The organism is Bacteroides sp. An279 (genome assembly GCF_002159615.1).
In the GTDB taxonomy this organism is placed as follows: Bacteria; Bacteroidota; Bacteroidia; order Bacteroidales; family Bacteroidaceae; genus Phocaeicola; species Phocaeicola intestinalis.
On sequence record NZ_NFJA01000006.1, the window covers coordinates 50,666 to 70,950 of the forward strand.

The 20,285-nt window shown below is 42.6% G+C and carries 14 protein-coding genes and 1 pseudogene; 10 read left to right on the plus strand and 5 right to left on the minus strand.

Annotation, left to right across the window (positions count from 1 at the left end; all coding sequences use genetic code 11):
* The 7 genes and pseudogenes from B5F78_RS02180 to B5F78_RS02210 form a co-directional block, all read left to right on the plus strand.
* Entirely contained in the window at positions 1 to 3,324 is a 3,324-nt protein-coding gene (locus B5F78_RS02180; protein WP_087405844.1) for a hypothetical protein, read from the plus strand.
* Positions 3,325 to 3,332: 8 nt separating this feature from the next.
* Entirely contained in the window at positions 3,333 to 4,202 is an 870-nt protein-coding gene (locus B5F78_RS02185) for a hypothetical protein (RefSeq protein ID WP_087405845.1), read from the plus strand.
* A 9-nt stretch (positions 4,203 to 4,211) separates the two neighbouring features.
* Positions 4,212 to 5,840 (plus strand): MotA/TolQ/ExbB proton channel family protein, encoded by a 1,629-nt coding sequence (locus tag B5F78_RS02190; protein WP_087405846.1) that lies wholly within the window; start codon positions 4,212 to 4,214, stop codon positions 5,838 to 5,840.
* A gap of 18 nt (positions 5,841 to 5,858) precedes the next feature.
* Entirely contained in the window at positions 5,859 to 6,488 is a 630-nt protein-coding gene (locus tag B5F78_RS02195; RefSeq protein WP_087405847.1) for an OmpA family protein, read from the plus strand.
* 9 nt (positions 6,489 to 6,497) lie between these two features.
* Positions 6,498 to 7,247, plus strand: a complete 750-nt coding sequence (locus tag B5F78_RS02200; protein WP_164470530.1) for a S1C family serine protease — start codon at positions 6,498 to 6,500, stop codon at positions 7,245 to 7,247.
* Positions 7,244 to 7,540: a DUF6804 family protein gene (locus tag B5F78_RS02205; RefSeq protein ID WP_239473437.1), complete on the plus strand. Its 297-nt coding sequence runs from the start codon at positions 7,244 to 7,246 to the stop codon at positions 7,538 to 7,540. Before B5F78_RS02200 ends, B5F78_RS02205 begins: the two co-directional genes overlap by 4 nt.
* Positions 7,541 to 7,574: 34 nt before the next feature.
* Positions 7,575 to 8,435, plus strand: a pseudogene (locus tag B5F78_RS02210) (ADP-ribosylglycohydrolase family protein); the annotation flags it as partial.
* Positions 8,436 to 8,579: 144 nt separating this feature from the next.
* On the opposite strand, the gene B5F78_RS02215 reads toward B5F78_RS02210, so the two are convergent.
* Positions 8,580 to 10,229, minus strand: a complete 1,650-nt coding sequence (locus B5F78_RS02215; protein WP_087405849.1) for a C69 family dipeptidase — start codon at positions 10,227 to 10,229, stop codon at positions 8,580 to 8,582.
* Between the two features lie 144 nt (positions 10,230 to 10,373).
* On the minus strand, positions 10,374 to 12,044 hold the full coding sequence (locus B5F78_RS02220; protein ID WP_087405850.1) for a M23 family metallopeptidase: 1,671 nt from the start codon (positions 12,042 to 12,044) through the stop codon (positions 10,374 to 10,376).
* A gap of 473 nt (positions 12,045 to 12,517) precedes the next feature.
* Between B5F78_RS02220 and B5F78_RS02225 the strand changes: the two genes are divergently transcribed.
* Together B5F78_RS02225 and B5F78_RS02230 are read left to right on the plus strand one after the other, a co-directional pair.
* Positions 12,518 to 13,594, plus strand: coding sequence for a YeiH family protein (locus tag B5F78_RS02225; RefSeq protein ID WP_087208956.1), 1,077 nt, complete (start codon positions 12,518 to 12,520; stop codon positions 13,592 to 13,594).
* A gap of 184 nt (positions 13,595 to 13,778) precedes the next feature.
* Complete coding sequence (locus tag B5F78_RS02230; protein WP_087405851.1) at positions 13,779 to 15,221, plus strand: carbon starvation CstA family protein; 1,443 nt, start codon at positions 13,779 to 13,781, stop codon at positions 15,219 to 15,221.
* Positions 15,222 to 15,310: 89 nt separating this feature from the next.
* Here the strand turns inward: B5F78_RS02230 and B5F78_RS02235 are convergent, their stop codons facing one another.
* A complete protein-coding gene (locus B5F78_RS02235; RefSeq protein WP_022038599.1) occupies positions 15,311 to 16,240 on the minus strand; it encodes a LysR substrate-binding domain-containing protein in 930 nt (309 codons plus the stop codon).
* Between the two features lie 12 nt (positions 16,241 to 16,252).
* Positions 16,253 to 16,834, minus strand: a complete 582-nt coding sequence (locus B5F78_RS02240; RefSeq protein ID WP_022038598.1) for a DUF6621 family protein — start codon at positions 16,832 to 16,834, stop codon at positions 16,253 to 16,255.
* Between the two features lie 201 nt (positions 16,835 to 17,035).
* On the opposite strand from B5F78_RS02240, the gene clpB reads away from it, so the two are divergent.
* Entirely contained in the window at positions 17,036 to 19,624 is a 2,589-nt protein-coding gene (clpB, locus tag B5F78_RS02245; protein ID WP_022038597.1) for an ATP-dependent chaperone ClpB, read from the plus strand.
* Positions 19,625 to 19,872: 248 nt separating this feature from the next.
* Here clpB and B5F78_RS02250 read toward each other — a convergent pair.
* Positions 19,873 to 20,285 (minus strand): Rpn family recombination-promoting nuclease/putative transposase (locus tag B5F78_RS02250; protein ID WP_140399998.1); only part of this gene is annotated, 413 nt, incomplete at its 5' end.

A 20,285-nucleotide genomic window follows, 5' to 3' on the forward strand; every position in this document is an offset into this window, starting at 1 on the left:
ATGGTAAAGGTTTTTAGACTGCATACAGATAATAATAATTTGAAGGGCTGGGACAATTCTTCTGCCTATGGGAATACAGCCATTAAAGGAATAAAGGATCCGAATGGGGCAACGAGTAAGAAAGAGATAACATCTATCCCCTCTCCGTTTGCACGGATGGATTTGGTTAAGACAGCATTCAAAATTATTACCGAAAGCAAGAATTTGGATGGCGATTCTATCCATCATAAATTGGTTTCGGATTGTTTCGATGTGGGAGAAATATTTTTCAATATAGATAAATTTAGAGACAAGGTGCGTATCATTGTATGGGACAAAAAAAATGACTTGCAAACCTTACTTGATTCAGGCAATGAAAGACACCGTTTGTTCGGAGAAACATTGCGTCTTTATCTGGAACAGGATGCCGATGCTTTTAATTTTAAAGACTTGGAACGGATATACTTGTTAGATTATACAGGACCAGACAAACCGGAGCAAATGAATATTATCGGAGCAACTTCTCCGGCTACATTCTTCTTTACTTCTGCCAATAATTTATCTTACGTATCAAAACATTTAAGTTTCGGCAAAGACCGACCTTTCGATGAAGAGTTCCAACCCTTATACAAGCGAGATTTTGATTATCAAATGTATTGGTTCTGTTTACAAAAGAGTATGCCTGATTTTGCAGACTTGTATCCGGAAATCAATACTTACTTGAATTTGAGTTATACAAAATTAAGCAATTCGCAAAAAGAGAAAATCAGTGCCTTGAATAAAGATGCGTATGATGCTTATTATGAAGACTTGTCTGTAACGTCTGATGCAAATCTTGTGGAAGTTCTGGGATTTCATCTTAAGAAAAGGAAAGGGATTACAGATGTGAAAAGCGATTTTCAAATCAATTCTTCCATTTGTAAGGATGCAAAGTTGCCTTTGGTTCTTCCTGTAGATATGTATACTAAACAGATGCGTTATACAATAGACCTTTGGGATAAAGACACCAAAGTGCCTTATAATGATAGCCGTCTTCTTTCAGAACGTTCCTTGCCGGATGATGGGACTAAATATCCGTATCTGACAATCGGTGACTTTTTGGAGGACTATATCTTGTGGAATGATACGACCTTTAACCAAGAAGATTTCTTTAATGGAGGTACAGATGTAGAAGGCTGCTATTTATTGCCTCTTCGAAAAGAATTCTTCTCTTATTTTACGGTTGACGAACTTCAAAGTACAATGCCTGACGGTAAGAAAATGTTTGAGCTGGTCCGCAATGCAGGTGGTATAAAAGTTGTTTTAAGAGTTCCGATCCAAAAGGATGAGTATATCACTTACGAGCGCCTGTATTTTGCAGATGCAATGGCAGAGCCTCAAAATAATAAAGGTGGAGTGGCAATGCGGAAGTTTGGTATCGCTTTATTTCCTTTAGTAAAGTTTGTAGGAAATGAAAACCCTCGTTATCGCATTGCTTTGTTAAGAGATTATGGAGGAAAAGAAAAAGAAAAAGTTGATATTAAATTTTTCCAAGAGAATAAAAGCATTGAAATACGTGGAAAAGCAGATCGGAATGTAAAAGATGCCACCTATGCGTTTAATGAAACTTATATACTCGATACGAATTTTGATCGTATGGTCTTAGTGTACAATGAGAATTTGAAAGGTTGCATTATCCCGAAATGGAAACAAAAAAGCGGTAACAAACAATTTATTTTTGCAATCGATTTTGGCACTACTAATACATATATAGAATACTCAGAAGATGGAATGGTATCTGTCCCATTTAATATAAGTGAGAAAGATTTACAATTATGTAAACTAAATACAATGCAAGGATATGCTTCTTCTGTGAGAGTCTTATATCAAGATTATTTGCCTGATGTCATTGGAGATTCTTTTAAGTTTCCGATACGTACAGTTTTGTCTGAAGGGCGCGATACTAACTGGAATCAAGCAGTCTTTTCAATGGCAAATACTAATGTCCCATTTGCTTATGAGAAAGAGCCTATTTCTGTTTATAATAAGATAACTACAAATTTAAAATGGTCGAATGAACCCAATAATCAAGAGAAAGTAAAACAATATTTAGATGCTTTGTTTTTAATATTACGTAACAAGGTTCTGTTGAATGGTGGAGATTTGCAAAAGACAAAAATAATCTGGTTTTATCCAGCTAGTATGACAGAAGGACGTTACAATAATTTCTTTATGATCTGGAAAAAATTGTACAAGCAGAATTTCGGAGATGATTTATCTAATATAATTTCAATGTCCGAATCAGTAGCTCCTTATTATTATTATAAAAATACGATGGGAACAACAACTGATGTCGTTTCAATTGACATAGGAGGAGGTACTACTGATGTTTTGATAGTAAATAATGGTAAAGAAGAATTATTGACTTCTTTCCGTTTTGCAGCTAATAGTATTTGGGGAGATGGATACGGCTTGACTTCAGATAGTAATGGATTTGTCAACCGTTTTAAAAATGATATATACAAAAAATTGGAAGATAATGATTTGGCAGATCCCTATGAAGTGATGCAAAACTTATGCAAGCAAAAAAAATCTGTTGACATTGTTTCTTTCTTTTTCTCTTTAGAGACAAATAAGAGTGTTTTATCGAAAAATATAAAAATTGATTTCAATGAAATGCTATCACAAGATGGATGTGGTAAATATGTATTCATTTTGTTTTATGTTGCCATTATTTATCATATAGCCAATATTATGAAAGCTAAACGAATGAATATGCCTAGACATATTACATTTAGTGGGACAGGTTCAAAAGTATTAAGCATCCTTACACCTAATAATGCTACTTTAGAAAGATTCACGAAAATGATCTTTGAAGCTGTGTATGAGCAATCCTATAATGAAGATGATCTGACAATTATTCGTGAATTGGAAAACCCTAAAGAAGCAACTTGTAAAGGCGGATTGTTGAATGCTGAGTCACAAGATTATTCAGATATTATGGACTTAAAGCAAGTGTTGTTGGGGGGGACATCCAATACTTTTTCAACAGGTGACTTAAAGTACGATGATGTTAATGAAGAAATTGAGGAAAGCATATTAGAGGAAGTAAATAAAGTCATTCAATTATTTTTTGATTTGAATAAAAAGTTTTCTTATGCTGATAAGTTTGACGCAGAACGCTCTAAATGGGATATTGTGCAGAAATATTGTAAAATGGATATAAAGAAATATTTCAGAGATGGTATTAAAGATAAAAAGAAAGAGATAGAACAAACTGGGACAGAGCCTAAAATAGAAGAAACACTTTTCTTTTATCCATTGGTTGGCATTCTTAATAAAATAGCTCAAGAAGTCTATAAATAAAGTGTATTATGAGAAAGATTATTACAGTTTTTGCGTTAATATGTAGTATAAGTCTTTTCGCAAACCCTACAAAAAATGATTCATTAAAAAATGATTCATTAAACATAAGTTCTATTCAAAGGGAATCAGATATGTCTGAAACTCAAAACGCTTATTCGTTAACAGACAATGAAATAAATAAAATAGCAGACAAAGTTGTTGAAAAAATGAAACAAGAAGGCAATAAAAAGGTCATTATAATCTTAAACGGCATTCTACGCTGGATAGCTATTGGAATATTAGTATTGATACTCATTTTTTTGAGCACCATCGTTTGGGGATGTTACAAGATATATAAGAAACTGATGAATATAGAACGGAATCATGAGGATGATAAAAGGAAAGAAAGTTTTCAAGCAGCTAATTATCGAAGATATCCAACAGAGGAAAAAATAGATAAAATAGCAAAGAATATCGAAGAGATAAAAAGTAAAGTTATCAGTGATAGTAAAGAAGCTTTGAAGGGAGCTGTTGTACAAAAAAATGTTGTTGAGGACATAAAAGACACTCATGATATAAGTCAAAGAAAAGAATCGAAAGCAATTTATGCAAAACCACTACAAGATGATTTTCTTAAAACCACAGAAGAAATGGAAGCCATATATATTATTTCTGTAAAAAAAGATGCAACAGTTGCCAAATTCCGCATATATGAGAAAGAAGAACAAATGTTGAGAGCGATAAGAAATAAGGAATACATTTTAGAACATTTTTGTGATACAACAGGCAGTTCTATAAACGCTAAAGCTATTAAAAATGTAAGCGATGGCGAAGTTGAACAAATGCAAAATGGAGTTTGGAAAGTAATTAAAAAAGCCGAAATCGAATTTATTAAATGATAGTGCATTATGGAAGAGCATCAAATAATAATAGGAGGAATAGTGTTCTTCATCATTATTATCCAAATAATGATAGGAGTAAATACTTTTACGTTAATAAGAAAATATAAAGACATATTTAAAGGTATTCGCTTTGAAACATCTAAAGCATATATTCCTTTATCGGCAATTAACAATAAAAATGAAATAGATTGTACGGATGGGTGTTATAAAATACCACAAGAAAATATTTCAGAAGACACCGTTGAAATAACATACATTAATACAGACACATCAATAAATCATCCGGTTTTATCTCAAATCATAAAATCAATAAATATCTATTTAGTAAAAAACAAGGGTGCTGTTAGCGATTTTATGTTAGTAAAGGATATTGTGGAACGGAATTGTGATGCAAAACAGGAAGAAATAAGTGTACAGATTCCCATGCCTTTATATTTAGGTTTAATGGGAACGGTTATTGGTATTATTGTCGGTATAGGTTCTATAGCGTTAGGTACAGGTGACAATCAAGGCTTTTCTGCTTTTATTAATAATCCGAGTGAATCAATAGGTATGTTGATGGGAGGAGTTGCCATAGCTATGTTCGCTAGTTTTTTTGGTATTCTGTTTACAAGTATAGCTTCGTGGTCAATAAAAAGTGCAGCGTCCAAATTAGAAGAAGATAAGAATGAGTTCTATACTTGGATTCAAACAGAACTTCTTCCAGTGTTAGGAGGGACAGAGAATAGCCTAATGAGGCTTCAAGAAAATTTATTGAAGTTCAACCGTTCATTCTCCACGAATACAACAAAGTTGGACAAGGCATTGCAACGGGTAGAAACATCTTATGAGAACCAAATTGAATTGATACAAACCATTCAACAATTGGATATTAAGAAAATGGCAACCGCCAATGTTTCTGTATTACGTGAGTTACAGGCATGCACTCCTCAGTTAGAACGGTTTAGTCAATATATGCATAATGTAAATGAGTTTATCAGTCAACTCAATGCGCTGAATAGAAATCTCGATTCACAAGAAAAGCGTACCCAATTAATTGAAAAAATGGGTACTTTCTTTGAACAGGAAGTAAAAGATATAGAGCAACGTAAAGCGGCAATCAGTCAAGCAGTAGGAACAGTGGATGACAGATTGCAACAAACATTACATTCCTTGCAAGAGAATGCAGATAAAAGTATGCAAGAAATGAACGAAGCACTTATTCGAAAACAAAACATTTTCAATAAAGCCTTGGATGAACAACAGGAAATTTTTAAAAGAAAAATTCAAGAGAATGGAAACGTGTTGGATGAATTGAAGAAATTGGATAATGTTGTTTTGGCAATAGGTATACAGGGAGAAAAACTAGATGCAGAATTGGAAAGTTTAAATACTTTAAAAACTGAGATTGCACAAATGGGCGTTAGTCAAAGGCAAAAAATGGATGAATTGATTGCTGCTGTTCAAAATATGTCTGTGGAAGTGACTATGCCGCACGCTGCTAAGCAAACATCTCCTATGAGAATATCTCGTCCGATTAAATATTTATTAATTGCATTTGTCGGATTGGGGACTATTGTCTTTTTCTTGGCTCTCTTATTTTTAATATTGAGCATTTTCAATAGCATGGTTTTAGATAATCGTTTCTTATGGTAGTTTCAAGAATCTTAAATTATGAATAAGCGATCTTTCTTTTGGGCAAGCTATGCGGACTTAATGTCAAGTCTGTTTTTCATTATGCTTGTATTGTTTGTGTTGACGGTAGTTATGCTTCAAAAACAGATGAAGGAAATAGAGAGGGTGAAAGAAGCGACACAAGCAGAAATCAATAAAATAAAGGAGATACAGAATGCGATAAGCAATATTGATTCTACTTATTTTGCTTATAATGCTGAACATAAAAAACATATATTGAAAATAGATGTGGGCTTTCAGACAAACAGTGCAGATATTACAGATATTAGTATTGAAACAAGACATCAATTGTTGAATGCAGGAAAAGCTATCAATCAATTCATTAAAAATGCATGCCAAAAATATAATGCTCAATATTTATTGATTATAGAAGGACAGGCTTCGAAAGATAATTTTATCCGAAATAATGAATTAAGCTACGAACGTGCATTAGCATTGGTAAATTATTGGAAGAACAATGGAGTGCTTTTCAATCCGGAACAATGCGAAGTTATTATTTCGGGAAGCGGACAGGACGGAACTTTACGCATACAGCCTGATGTAGCAGGCAATGTAAAGAACCAACGCTTTCTAATTCACATATTGCCTAAACCGGGAGTAATAAAATAAATAAAAGACATGGATAAAATAACTAATGCAGGATTGCTCTTTTTAATGTTCTTCTTAGTAACTTCTTGCACGATGACTGGAAGGAATGAAGGGAGAAAAGATGTCAGAAAACTTTATGTAGAGAAGTCTGTACCTCCTAAAATTGATAGCCGCATCATTTCACGACCTGAACAAGAAAACAATCCAAAGGTTGACCATAATACAGACAAAGTTATTCCTGCCACTGAAGTATTCAAGCGTTATAACTCAGCTGTTTTTATGGTTTTTACAACAGATGGTTATAACGCTTATCAAGGTTCGGGATTTTTTATTAGCAAGGATGGGATGGCAGTAAGCAATTACCATGTTTTTAAAGGAACAGGTATCGGTTATGAAGTCATTAAGTTATCTGATGGCCGACAATACAAGATAGATAAAGTGTTGGCTAAAAGTGAATCGGATGATTACATTTTATTCCGAATAAAAGGGCAGTTTAACTATATACCTGTTTCTCAGAGACAATGTGAAGTAGGAGAAAGAGTTTATACAATAGGCAGCCCAAAAGGATTGGAAAATACATTTGCTTCGGGTGAAATCTCTCAAATAAGAGATGATGATTTCATCCAAATAAGTTGCCCCATAGATCATGGAAGCAGCGGTGGAGCCTTGATTAATCGATATGGTGAAGTTATTGGAATCACAACTGGAGGTCGTGATGATTCGGGAGCTAACCTCAATTTTGCGAAGGATATTCATGTCGTACCTTATCAAATGAAATGATGAGACGTCTCAAACAAATCTTAATCATCGCATTGGTGTTATGTTTAGCACCAATGCCATACGGCTATTACATCTTAGTCCGTTATTTTGCTACGATTGTTTTCGGACTTATGGCATACCAATATTATCAGGAAAAGAAAGAAAATCTAATGATTACTTTCGGTGCATTAGCGGTCTTGTTCCAGCCGTTCATTAAGATTCCTTTAGGGCGCATGGTATGGAATATCGTTGACATAACCATAGCCATCATATTGCTTGTTATGCTTTTGAAAGAACGTGAATCGAAGAAGTAATTAAAAAAATCTGTGCTGTGCAGGGTATCCATAAATGTTTACTAATATAAGAATAATAAATAAAGACAAACTAAAAGGCGTTTTCTTCGGTCAAGCCATAGGAGATGCTTTAGGGTTAGGAACGGAGTTTGTGACCCAAACGGAAGTGCGCAAACATTATCCCCATGGATTAAATGACTATTCCCAAATCATACAAGACTATCATCGTTCGCGTTGGGAAAAAGGAAGCTGGACAGACGATACGGATATGATGTTGTGCATCGCCGAAAGTATCGTAAAAAACAAAGAAGTAAATCTGGCTGACATTGCACAGAATTTCAAGCAATGGTTCTTGCAGAATCCCATGGGAATCGGCAGACATACATACAAGGTGTTGTGTTTAGGAGATTACACAGAAAAGCCTCAACAAGCGGCAGAACTGGTCTGGAACATGTCGGGTAAGAAAAGCGCATCGAACGGCGCGGTCATGCGCACTTCTGTAGTCGGGCTACTGAAAAAGGATGTAGAGAAACATGCCGCCGCCATTTGCCGGCTTACCCATGCTGACCCTCGGTGCGTGGGAGCTTCTGTCATTATTTCGTTGGTTATCCATTCTTTAGTCTATGAAGAACAACTTTTGCCTTTAGAAATATTGATAGAAACAGGCAGGAAGTACGATGAACGGATAGAGCCTTATCTGAAACTTGTACAGGCAGAGGCATTAGAAGAGTTGGATTTGGACGATGAAATAAATATAGGATATACGTTAAAAACCATGGCGGCTGGGCTATGGTGTGTATATCATGCACCAAGTTTTGAAGAAGGACTACTGGCGGTTGTGAATGAAGGAGGCGATGCCGATACAAACGGTGCAGTTGCAGGCAGTTTACTGGGAGCCAAGTATGGATATGATGCAATTCCACCTCGATACATAGAAGGACTGAAGCACAAAGATATCCTTTGGCGGATAATCAGGAAAAAAAAGAATGCTTTCAAAAATAGAGGCTGCCTCAAAACAGAATTGAGACAGCCCCTTATACTTTACAGCCGGAAACAGTTATCAATTCTTCAGGTCAATCACCTTATAACGCTCGCCGGTAGACTTCACCAGTTCGTTCAGGAACTCTTGCGGATATCCAGGACGGTCAAGCGGAGCGGAATTGCCTGTTTCGGGACGTACCAGCTTGCCATTCTTTACCCGTTTCACTACCCCGTCGTTATAGCGCACAATGAGGAACTCGCCTAACTTCTTCCATGCATCTACCGCCGCTTGGGCACTCATGCCTGTGTAATTGGTGAGGAACTCTTTCGCCTTCTGCGGATTCTCGGCATAAAGTTTCATCGCGGTGCTTTCGATTCCGGATTGCGCATCGGCATACATATCTTCCAATGCATTCTGAACGGTACGCATATCCTCTACCATCAGGCTATAACGCGGACGAATCATATCTGCCACCCAATTGTAAATCCAGAATGCCGAATTCCATGAGAACGTGACACAATCGCCTTCTCCTTCGGCATACGAAGCCGGCACCTTATCGGTATTGCAATACACCGGAGTGAAAACCGTCATGTTGGCATCGTCCAAGCCGAACCACAGAACACCGCCGATAGCATCGGGCATCGTGGAACGCATCTGGGAAACAAACGTAAAGGCACTTTGCTGGGTCGAGATGGGACGCTCGTTGAAATATTCCTGACCGTCTACCTTAAATGTCAACGGAGACAAGCGGTAAGGCATCTGGAAGGCTCCGGCACCCATATCGTTCGTAATATCGAGGGGAGTGCCTTCGTAATGGTCGCGCATCGCCTGCTGGATGTCGCGCACCGACACCTTGCGGTCGGGCTTCACGTAAAGCGGCATCGGTTCCTTACTTTTGCCTTGGATGTAAGGAAGGTATGCATCGCCTGTGGTCTTGCTGAACATATTATAGAAACTCCACACGCGGGCTTCGCACGCACGCAAGCCACTGAAATCCAGCGGACAATAAGCATCGGCAAAGCTGAAATCCTTGTTCATCCCATTGAAATAGCCTTTCTCACGGGCGAAGGAAATCACATCGGGCGAATACAGGCAATTATCCTTGTCGTTCAGGTCGAACTTATGGATGCGGCTTTGGTTGGCATGTGCCGCGATGCAATCATCGGGAACGCGTACCGCTACCCATACGGCACCTTTCACGCCCGGACCTTTGCCTATCATCTCCATAATCCATACCTCGTTCGGGTCGGCGATAGAAAACGATTCTCCGCTACTGTAATATCCGTATTCCTTAACCAAATCGGTCATCACCTTAATGGCTTCCTTTGCCGTGCGAGAGCGCTGGAGCGCCACATAAATCAGGCTTCCATAGTCCATGATTCCGGTAGTATCTACCAGTTCAGGGCGTCCGCCAAAGGTGGTCTCCCCTATCGTCACCTGAAATTCGTTCATATTTCCAATGACATTATAGGTCTGCTTCGCCTCCTTTATCTGCCCCAGGTACTTACCGGTATCCCATTCGTAAATCGGGCGCATGGCTCCCGATTCGTGCGTCATCGCCGGATAATGGCACAAGAATCCGAACATGCCGTACGAATCCGCCGAGTAGGAAACGATTACAGACCCGTCGGCAGAGGCTTTCTTTCCGACAATCAAGTTGGTACAAGCCCAACCGTTCATCACACACATTGCCAATAGCATGGCAATCCATCCAAGTTTTTTTCTCATTGTTATTCGTGTTTTTTATTTTGATAATTTATAATTGTTCTGAAACGCAGATACCCGCAGATTGACGCGGATTTAAATGCATCGCCCGATGCACCTATATGCATCAGCCGACGGACGTATATGCATCGACTCGCGCACCTATATTCAGAATTCATATTCCTCTCGTGCCTCGTTCCCACATCCGTCTTTCACGATGACTTCCAGCCGGTGAGCCACGCCTTTCTTTATCCGCTCAGGGTCTTGAATGACCAAGATGCCTTTCTTCAGCCCGAACAATACAAACTCTCCGTCGACATAAACCTTATACGAAGCAATCCCAGTCTGCGCATCGCTCACCCGGAAACGTATGTTGCGGTTCGTACGCCAAGTGCCTCTTCCCAAGGGAGTAATGCGTGGAGCGACCGTATCTATCTGTACCGAAAATGTACCGAGCGTACGGACGGTTGCCTTTACCCAACCGTTGGCGTATGTTCCTCCCACCGATGCTTTCCACTTGCCCACCCGTTGCTCGATGTAATATTTCGTGGTATCTGCTACGGGCAAACGGCGCACGCCTATTTCCAACGGACAAAAGCCATGCAAAGGTGCAGGTCCCGCATCAAGTACATAGTCGAACGAGATATTCCCACTATCACTCACCACACGGGTATCCAGTTCGGTATCTTCATACACCATGGCTTTCGGAACAATCAGGTTCATGCCCGGTTCCTGTACGACATTGGTCTGGTTCCAGTGCAATATCCACTTGGTTTGAGGCTCGTAAGCAGGGATGTCCTGCCGCTTTCCGGACACGGTGAAACGATAAGAACGCTTGTTCCCGAAATTATCCTCCAGCACATACCGGAAATGATAATCGCGCTCCTCGTCTATCGTCACGATGCCTCTTGCGTCATCCGTCTCCAATAAACGCAAGCTATTGCCCGGAGCCTTATACGAACGCATGATGAGCCGGCGGGTTTTCGCGTACTCCCCATAATCGATAAAGCTGTTTATCATCCGGTTCTCGTTTGCCGAAACTTCATCGGTGACGCTCCGGAAAACCTGTACCGAATCGACATAAAGCGTCACCGAATGCACGCCATAGAAATTGGAAGTTCCGCTCATATAATCCTTAGCGGCAATGCCCGTATAGATTTCTCCCCATGCCGTAAAGCGTTGCTTCAGGTTTCCAGCCCCTACCAGCTTGCGCCGGGAACTTCCGTCTACCACTCCCCTGCCCTTTACGGGATAAAGCCCTATCAGGCTTGCCACGGGCGAACGGTCATCCTTCAGGTATTTCCGGAAGTAAGGCATGGGGTCGACATAATCCCCGTTATCGTTCCGGCGCAACTCCAGGTGCAGGTGCGGCCCTGCCGATGAGCCTTCGTTTCCGCTCAACGCAATCATTTCTCCCTTTTCTATGGGAAGCACATCCGGCTCGATGCGAATGTCGCATACGAACGTCTCATGTTCGTACTGATACTTACGGACATATTCCTGAATCTTCGGAGCGAACGAAACCACATGTCCGTATACCGAAGTGAATCCGTTGGGATGGGTCACGAACAAAGCTTGCCCATATCCGCCATGCAGCACCATGACGCGCGACACATAGCCTTCCGCTACACTGTAAATAGGTTTTCCTGTCACGCCTCCGGTCTTGATGTCCAAACCGTTATGGAAATGATTGGGACGCAATTCACCAAAGTTCGCGCTCAATAAAAGCGGAAAGTCGAAAGGCGAACGGAAGTCCGGCTGCATCCTGTTCTGTCCTTGCAAGGACAACATCGCCCCCCAAGCCAGTATCAATAATGTCAATAATAGATGTTTTCTCATCTGAATCTATCTGCTATTTTTATTCATTATCTAAAATCGGGAACAAATATACAATTTCCCTGTAAAAACGCCACATGAAATTTGTCATCTATTCATTTTTTTCTTATATTTGTGAACTTTCGGATGATTCCGAAAAGGAAACTTGTGACCTTTCCTAATACCAAGATTCTCTTTACATTTTTACTTGTTTTCAATAGGATTACATATAATTATAGCAAACAGAATAGGAAGGGAAACAGTTATGATTGCTCCCCCTTCTGAGCGGATGATGATATCTGTGATGATGACTTTAACGCATGAATGTTACAAGTAGAGAATCTCTTTCTTCTACTTGTAACAAACAAGCGAACATTTTTCTCGTTATTACTACAAGTTATAGCAGATAAATATTTTTCAATAGGTCTGTCGACAATAATGTCTTACCTTTGCGGTGCATTAGAAAAAGTATAACCACTTTAAAACATTATTGCGATATGTTCGAAAAAGGAAACAGAGGAAACACTCTACACGGAATCCTGCTCATTGCCCTCTTCTCATTTGCAGCATTCTACATCTCAGAAATCCCATTTGTCAGAAATCTCTCATTCAGCCCGCTTATCGTCGGTATCATATTAGGCATGCTGTATGCCAACAGCTTACGGAACCGGTTGCCAGAGACATGGGTACCGGGCATCAAGTTCTGCACCAAGCAAATCCTGCGTGCCGGCATCGTGCTTTACGGTTTTCGTCTGACCCTTACGCAAGTAGTAGCGGTAGGGCTTCCCGCCATCCTCATTGATACCCTCATCGTGGCTGGCACCATCGGACTGGGCGTATGGCTGGGACGTGCCTTGAAAATGGACAAGGACACTTCGCTCATGACCGCTACGGGAAGTGCCATTTGCGGTGCGGCAGCAGTACTGGGAGCCGAACCGGTGGTGAAATGTGAAGGGCATAAAACCGCCATTGCAGTATCTACGGTCGTTATCTTCGGTACCATTTCCATGTTCTTATACCCGATTATGTACCGCGCCGGACTATTGGACGCATTAGGGAACATCGGTACGGCTATTTATACCGGAAGCACACTTCACGAAGTGGCACACGTAGCCGGAGCCGGCAATGCCATGGACCCGACCGATGCCTTGGGCATAGCCGGTACAGCCACCATCACCAAGATGATTCGCGTCATGATGCTTGCCCCGGTATTGGTTATCATGAGTTTCGCACTTGCCAAACGCAAGTCGGCTGAAACCGGAAGCACCTCGGGTAAAAGCAAAATCACCATCCCCTGGTTTGCCTTCGGATTTATCGGCATCATCTGCCTCAACTCTTTCCTACAATATATATTAGGTGTAGAGAGTGTAAAGGAAATCCCGCTGAACGGCGCCATCGAATACATCGATACCTTTATGCTGACCATGGCGATGACGGCACTGGGCACAGATACCAGCATCGAGAAGTTCAAGCAAGCGGGCGCCAAACCGTTCCTTCTTGCCGGATTATTATATGTATGGCTGGTGGGAGGCGGATACCTGCTCACGAAATGGCTGGTTCCGGCGTTGATGTGATGTCTCACAAAGAAACGATTTAAACACAGATTAGCGCAGATTTACATGGATAAATAATAAAAAGAATCCATGCAAATCTGCGTTTCTTCGTTTTTTCAATAGCAAAACCAATCATATTTAAAGAATTATTCGTAGTTTTGCAGCGATTTGTTACAATATGAAACAATTTAATTACTGAAAAACTATGATAACATTTGTGTTGAGCCTGATAGCCCTCGTAGCGGGCTATCTCATTTATGGGCGTATCGTAGAGCGTATATTTGCTCCCGATGACCGCCCTACCCCTGCGGTCAGCATGGCGGACGGGGTCGATTACGTGGTACTTCCCGGATGGAAGATTTTTATGATTCAATTCCTGAACATTGCTGGAACAGGCCCTATCTTCGGTGCCATCATGGGAGCCAAGTTCGGTCCTTCCGCTTACCTGTGGATTGTATTAGGCTGCATCTTTGCCGGAGCCGTGCACGATTATTTAAGCGGCATGCTCTCCATGCGCCATGGCGGAGCCGGATTGCCCGAACTGGTAGGCGCTTATCTGGGCGACCGCACCAAGAAAGTAATGCTGGTTTTCTCCATATTCCTCTTATTAATGGTAGGTGCCGTATTCGTTTATAGCCCTGCTATCATTTTAGGAAAACTTTGCAGCGACTCGCTAACGTGGGTGTACATCTGGTGCCTCATCATTTTCGCTTATTACTTCCTTGCCACCATGCTGCCCATCGATAAGATTATCGGACGCATCTATCCGATTTTTGCCATAGCCATGCTGTTTATGGCAATCGCCTTAATGGGCGTGCTCTTTATCAAATGGCCTTCCCTACCCGAACTGACCGATGGGCTTACGAACATGAATCCGGCTTCAGGAACCATATTCCCCTGCCTGTTCATCACTATTGCCTGCGGAGCCATCAGCGGTTTCCATGCCACCCAAAGCCCGCTTATGGCACGGTGCATCAAGAGTGAACGCCAAGGACGCCCCTTGTTCTATGGAGCCATGATAACCGAAGGGGTAGTTGCTCTGATATGGGCCACCGTATCGATGTACTTCTTTTATGGAGGTGCTGCCGGAGAGTTAGGCGTGCCGGCTACCCTGCAAGCGCCCGAAGTCGTTACCACCGTATCTCAAGGATGGCTGGGAGTATTCGGCGGCGCCCTGGCAATATTGGGAGTAGTAGCCGCCCCTATCACCAGCGGCGATACAGCCCTGCGCAGTGCCCGGCTTATCATTGCCGAATTCCTGCACTTGGAACAACACTCCATACGCAAACGCATCTACATTTGCATCCCCGTATTCGGAGTCACCTTAGCGCTATTGTGGTATAACATTGCCGATGCAGACGGATTCAACGTGATATGGAATTATTTCGGATGGGCTAACCAAACATTAGCGGTATTCACGCTTTGGACAATAACCGTTTACCTGGTACGGAAGAAGAAAAATTATTGGATTACGCTTCTTCCTGCCATGTTCATGACGGCGGTCTGCCTTTCGTTCCTGCTCATTTCCAAGGATAGTTTCGGCTTGCCAACTATCGTAGGCTACATCTCGGCTATAGCCGCTTTCATCATATCGGGATTGCTCTTTGCTATATGGAAAACATCAGCAGGCAAGTCCATGCACAACTAATCATTGCCACAGAAGTACACTGAAGACTTTAGCAAACCTATAATTGGACCTTCAGGGTACTTCTGTATATCTTTCAAAGAAAGGCAGAGTCATTTTGTTCCGCCTTTTATGCGTCCGGGAATCCGGTGTTCCTGCAAATAACGGAAAACAAAATGAATGAAATTAAGTGCCGTTCCATCTTCCTGCCCTTGCTGAGACACGAAACAGAACTGACGCTGGAAACGCAAGCCTGCAATGTCGGTAATTCGAAACACATTCTCTTCCAATTCCCGGCGAATAGCAAATATTGAAACAATGCCCAGACAAGGACTGTGCTTCAAGAAAGACTTGATGCCTTCAGTACTTCCCAAGTGCATCCGTACATTGAGCGAAGAAAGTTTCACTCCCTTTTCTGCCAAGACGGCTTCGATGGCATCCAGCGTGCCCGAACCACGCTCACGGAGAATCAAAGGAATCTGCCTGAATTCTTCAAACGAAATTTCCTCTTCCGGCTCTCCTCCTTCCTGAATAGACGAAACCGGGACCAATTCATCACACAAAAAAGCTTCATAACGCAAGTTAGGCAGACGAAACACCCCTTCTACCATTCCCAAATCAATGCTATGTTCTTGCAATGCCTGCTCTACATTACGCGAATTGGTTTCAATCAATGTCAGCTTGATTTTCGGATATTGACGAGTATATTCGGCAAGAATAGGCGGAAGAACATATTGGGCAATGGTGGTGCTGGCTCCCAAACGCAACTGTCCGCTATACTCGTTATGCAACAAATGCATGCTATAATCCAACCTGCGGTATTCAGCAAGAATCCGTTCACTATACTCCAACAGCACACGCCCTGCCTCGGTAAGGGAGATCTTGTTGCCCAACCGGTTGAACAAGCGCACCTGATAAAGACTCTCCAATTCGTGAATATGCTTGGTTATGGCAGGCTGGCTGACAAACAGTTCCTGCGATGCCTTGGTAAAACTTAGGTTCTTGGCCACCGCATAAAAAACTTTCAAACGAAAATCAGACATACCTTCTTCCCATCATAATTCATCGGCACGGATGCCCAATGCCTGAAGTATGGCAAATCCCAACATTTCGAATGTAAAGTTTCCCGAATAAACAGGTGGATTCATGCCGAACACCGTAACCGGATCTTTCTTTTCCACCTTATTTATATAGTCGCTCAGACGGCTACCATATCCGTCTTCATCCGGAACGGCAATGATATGCCGCACATCTTTCGATTCGGCCATCAACTGGAACGACTCGGCAAACAAATCTTCGCGCGTAGCCAATCCAGACGGCTGGAAAGCATAAAGCGAGAATTCTCCCAACTGACTCTTAAATGCCATCGAATGAATTTCTTTTTCCAAATCAGCAGGAGCACAAAACGAGAAGCGCTTCCCCTCAGCATCATAAACAAAGATTACCTGCACTTTCGTTTCACCTAAGGATACACCAGCATCTAAGGCAAGACATTCCAACAGTACAGCCAAATCAGCTTTTGGCAACTCACGCTTCAATATCGGGGCAAAATGCGCTTTCAAATCATTTCCCACACGGTCAAGATAAGACGCGTCAATCAGCATCACCACCGGGTCGAAAGGTATCTTCTTTTCCATATATCCAAACTATCTAACGGTTTTGGGAGTAAAGATACGAAAACTTTACTGACAATTTGTACAAAGAACGGACAATATTGCAGAAACCCGACGTAAACATCTGACATGTAGACATATATACACTCTTCTTGCCGTTTGGCAAAGAATTTGATGAATAGTAGTCGTAATTCATTTACTAAGAAACAAAAAGGAGAATACAATATGAACTTTAACAACTTTACAATCAAATCGCAAGAAGCTGTGCAAGAAGCGGTCAATCTGGTACAAAGCCGCGGACAGCAAGCCATCGAGCCAGAACATTTGATGGCAGGGGTGCTGAAAGTAGGAGAAAATGTGACAAACTTCATTTTCCAGAAACTGGGCATCAACGGCCAACAAATCGAAACGGTACTCGACAGGCAGATTGCTTCTCTGCCGAAGGTATCGGGAGGCGAACCCTACCTGAGCCGTGATGCAAACGAGGTATTGCAGAAAGCCATCGAATACTCGAAAGGATTAGGTGACGAGTATGTATCACTGGAAGCGCTGCTGCTCGCCCTGCTGAATGTGAAGAGCACCGTTTCCACCATGCTGAAGGATGCCGGACTGACCGACAAGGAACTGCGTGCAGCCATCAGCGAACTGCGGCAAGGACAGAAAGTAACTTCGCAATCGAGCGAAGATACCTACCAGTCACTGAACAAGTATGCCATCAACCTGATTGAGGCAGCCCGTACCGGAAAACTCGACCCCGTAATCGGACGTGACGAGGAAATCCGCCGTGTGCTTCAGATATTAAGCCGGCGTACGAAGAACAACCCGATTCTGATTGGTGAGCCGGGTACCGGTAAGACCGCTATTGTAGAAGGGCTTGCCCAACGTATCCTGCGTGGTGACGTGCCCGAAAACCTGAAGAACAAACAGCTCTACTCACTGGATATGGGTGCGCTGATTGCCGGTGCCAAATACAAAGGCGAATTCGAAGAGCGGCTGAAATCGGTTATCAACGAGGTGAAGAAATCAGAGGGAAACATCATCTTGTTCATCGATGAAATCCACACACTGGTAGGTGCAGGAAAAGGTGAAGGTGCCATGGATGCAGCCAATATCCTGAAACCGGCATTGGCACGTGGCGAACTGCGGAGCATCGGTGCCACTACCCTTGACGAATACCAGAAGTATTTCGAAAAGGATAAAGCCTTGGAGCGTAGGTTCCAGACCGTCATGGTGGACGAACCCGACACAGCAAGCTCTATCTCTATCCTGCGTGGCTTGAAGGAGCGTTACGAAAACCACCACCAAGTGCGTATCAAAGACGAAGCCATCATTGCCGCCGTAGAACTGAGCAACCGTTACATCACCGACCGTTTCTTGCCCGATAAGGCTATCGACCTGATGGACGAGGCAGCCGCAAAACTCCGTATGGAGCGTGATTCGCTTCCCGAAGAGCTGGACGAAATCGAACGCCGGTTGAAACAACTGGAAATCGAGCGCGAAGCCATCAAGCGGGAAAAGGATGAAGCCAAACTTGCCCAACTGAACAAGGAAATAGCCGAACTCAAGGAACAAGACACTTCTTACAAAGCCAAATGGCAGAGCGAGAAGGAACTGGTGAACAAGATACAGCAGAACAAGAAGGAAATCGAGCAATTGAAGTTCGAAGCCGACCGTGCCGAACGTGAAGGCGACTACGGAAAAGTAGCAGAAATCCGATACGGAAAACTACAGGCATTGGAAAACGAAATCAAGAGCATTCAGGAAGACCTGAAGAAAAAGCAGGGCGACAACGCCATGATTAAGGAAGAGGTAACTGCCGAGGATATAGCCGATGTAGTATCGCGCTGGACGGGAATACCGGTAAGCAAGATGCTGCAAAGCGAACGCGACAAGCTGCTCCATCTGGAAGATGAACTACACAAACGTGTTATCGGACAAGACGAAGCCATCGAAGCCGTAGCAGACGCCGTACGCCGGAGCCGTGCAGGACTGCAAGACCCGAAACGCCCCATCGGCTCGTTCATCTTCCTGGGCACCACCGGTGTAGGTAAGACCGAACTGGCAAAGGCACTGGCAGAATACCTGTTCGATGACGAATCGCTGATGACCCGTATTGACATGAGTGAGTATCAGGAGAAACATACCGTCTCGCGTCTGATTGGTGCGCCTCCGGGATACGTAGGTTATGACGAGGGCGGTCAGCTGACCGAAGCCGTGCGCCGGAAACCTTACTCGGTCGTACTGTTCGATGAAATCGAGAAAGCGCACCCTGATGTCTTCAATATCCTGCTTCAGGTATTGGACGACGGACGTCTGACGGACAATAAGGGACGTACGGTGAACTTCAAGAACACCATCATCATCATGACCTCCAACTTGGGAAGCTCGTACATACAGAGTCAGTTTGAGAAGATTAACGACCAGAACCATGACCAGATTGTAGAAGACACCAAGAAAGAAGTGATGGAGATGCTGAAAAAGACCATCCGTCCGGAGTTCTTGAACCGTATCGATGAAATCATCATGTTCCAGCCGTTGGATAAAGACCAAATCAAGCAGATTGTACGCCTGCAAATCAACGGCATACAGAAGATGCTTGCCGACAATGGCGTAACGCTGCAGATGACCGACGAAGCCGTCGAGTTCCTTGCTACGGCAGGATTCGACCCCGAATTCGGTGCACGTCCGGTCAAGCGTGCCATCCAGCGTTACCTGCTCAATGATTTGTCGAAGAAACTGCTGGCTCAGGAAGTCGACCGCACGAAACCGATTGTGGTAGAACGCAATGCCGACGGTCTGAAGTTCCGCAACTGAAAAATATCAATAATGCTTTATCCACAAGGTTGGTAAAAACAGGATTACCATTTTCAATAAAGCAAAAGAGGCTGTCTCACCACCAAGAGACGGCCTCTTTCTATTTCTAACTTGACGGTGGGTTTGTCTTTTCAAGCAAATTAAGAAAATGCGAACATTTATTTTTTTTACAATTGGAGTGAGCTAATTGTGCCTCATACATAGAAGATAGTTTTTGAGATGCTCCCGAAATTTAGGGAAATGTCTTTTTAAAGCTCTGCTATTTCTTCCAGGCTAAGTCCGGTAGCTTCCACTATGATGTCTGTAGATACGCCTAAACTTTTCATTTTTTTCGCCGTTTCCAATTTACCTTCTTTTATGCCTTCTTTTATACCTTCTTTTATGCCTTCTTTTATGCCTTCTTCTCTTCCTTCCCGCATTCCTTTTTCTCTTCCTTCCCGCATCGCGTCCTCTACCTTATTCTGCATGTCCTCCTCGTAAATACGGCTCACATAGAAACGGTCTACTGCCTTATCATAAGCCACACGGTTCGCTTCCGACAGGTTCGCTACAGCAGCCAGCCGTTCCAGATGCTTGAACACCTGTTCTTTCAGCGCATCCGGCATTCTGTTCCATTCGTTCATATTCTTCAGTGCATAGATTAGTTTGTCATACAATGTCT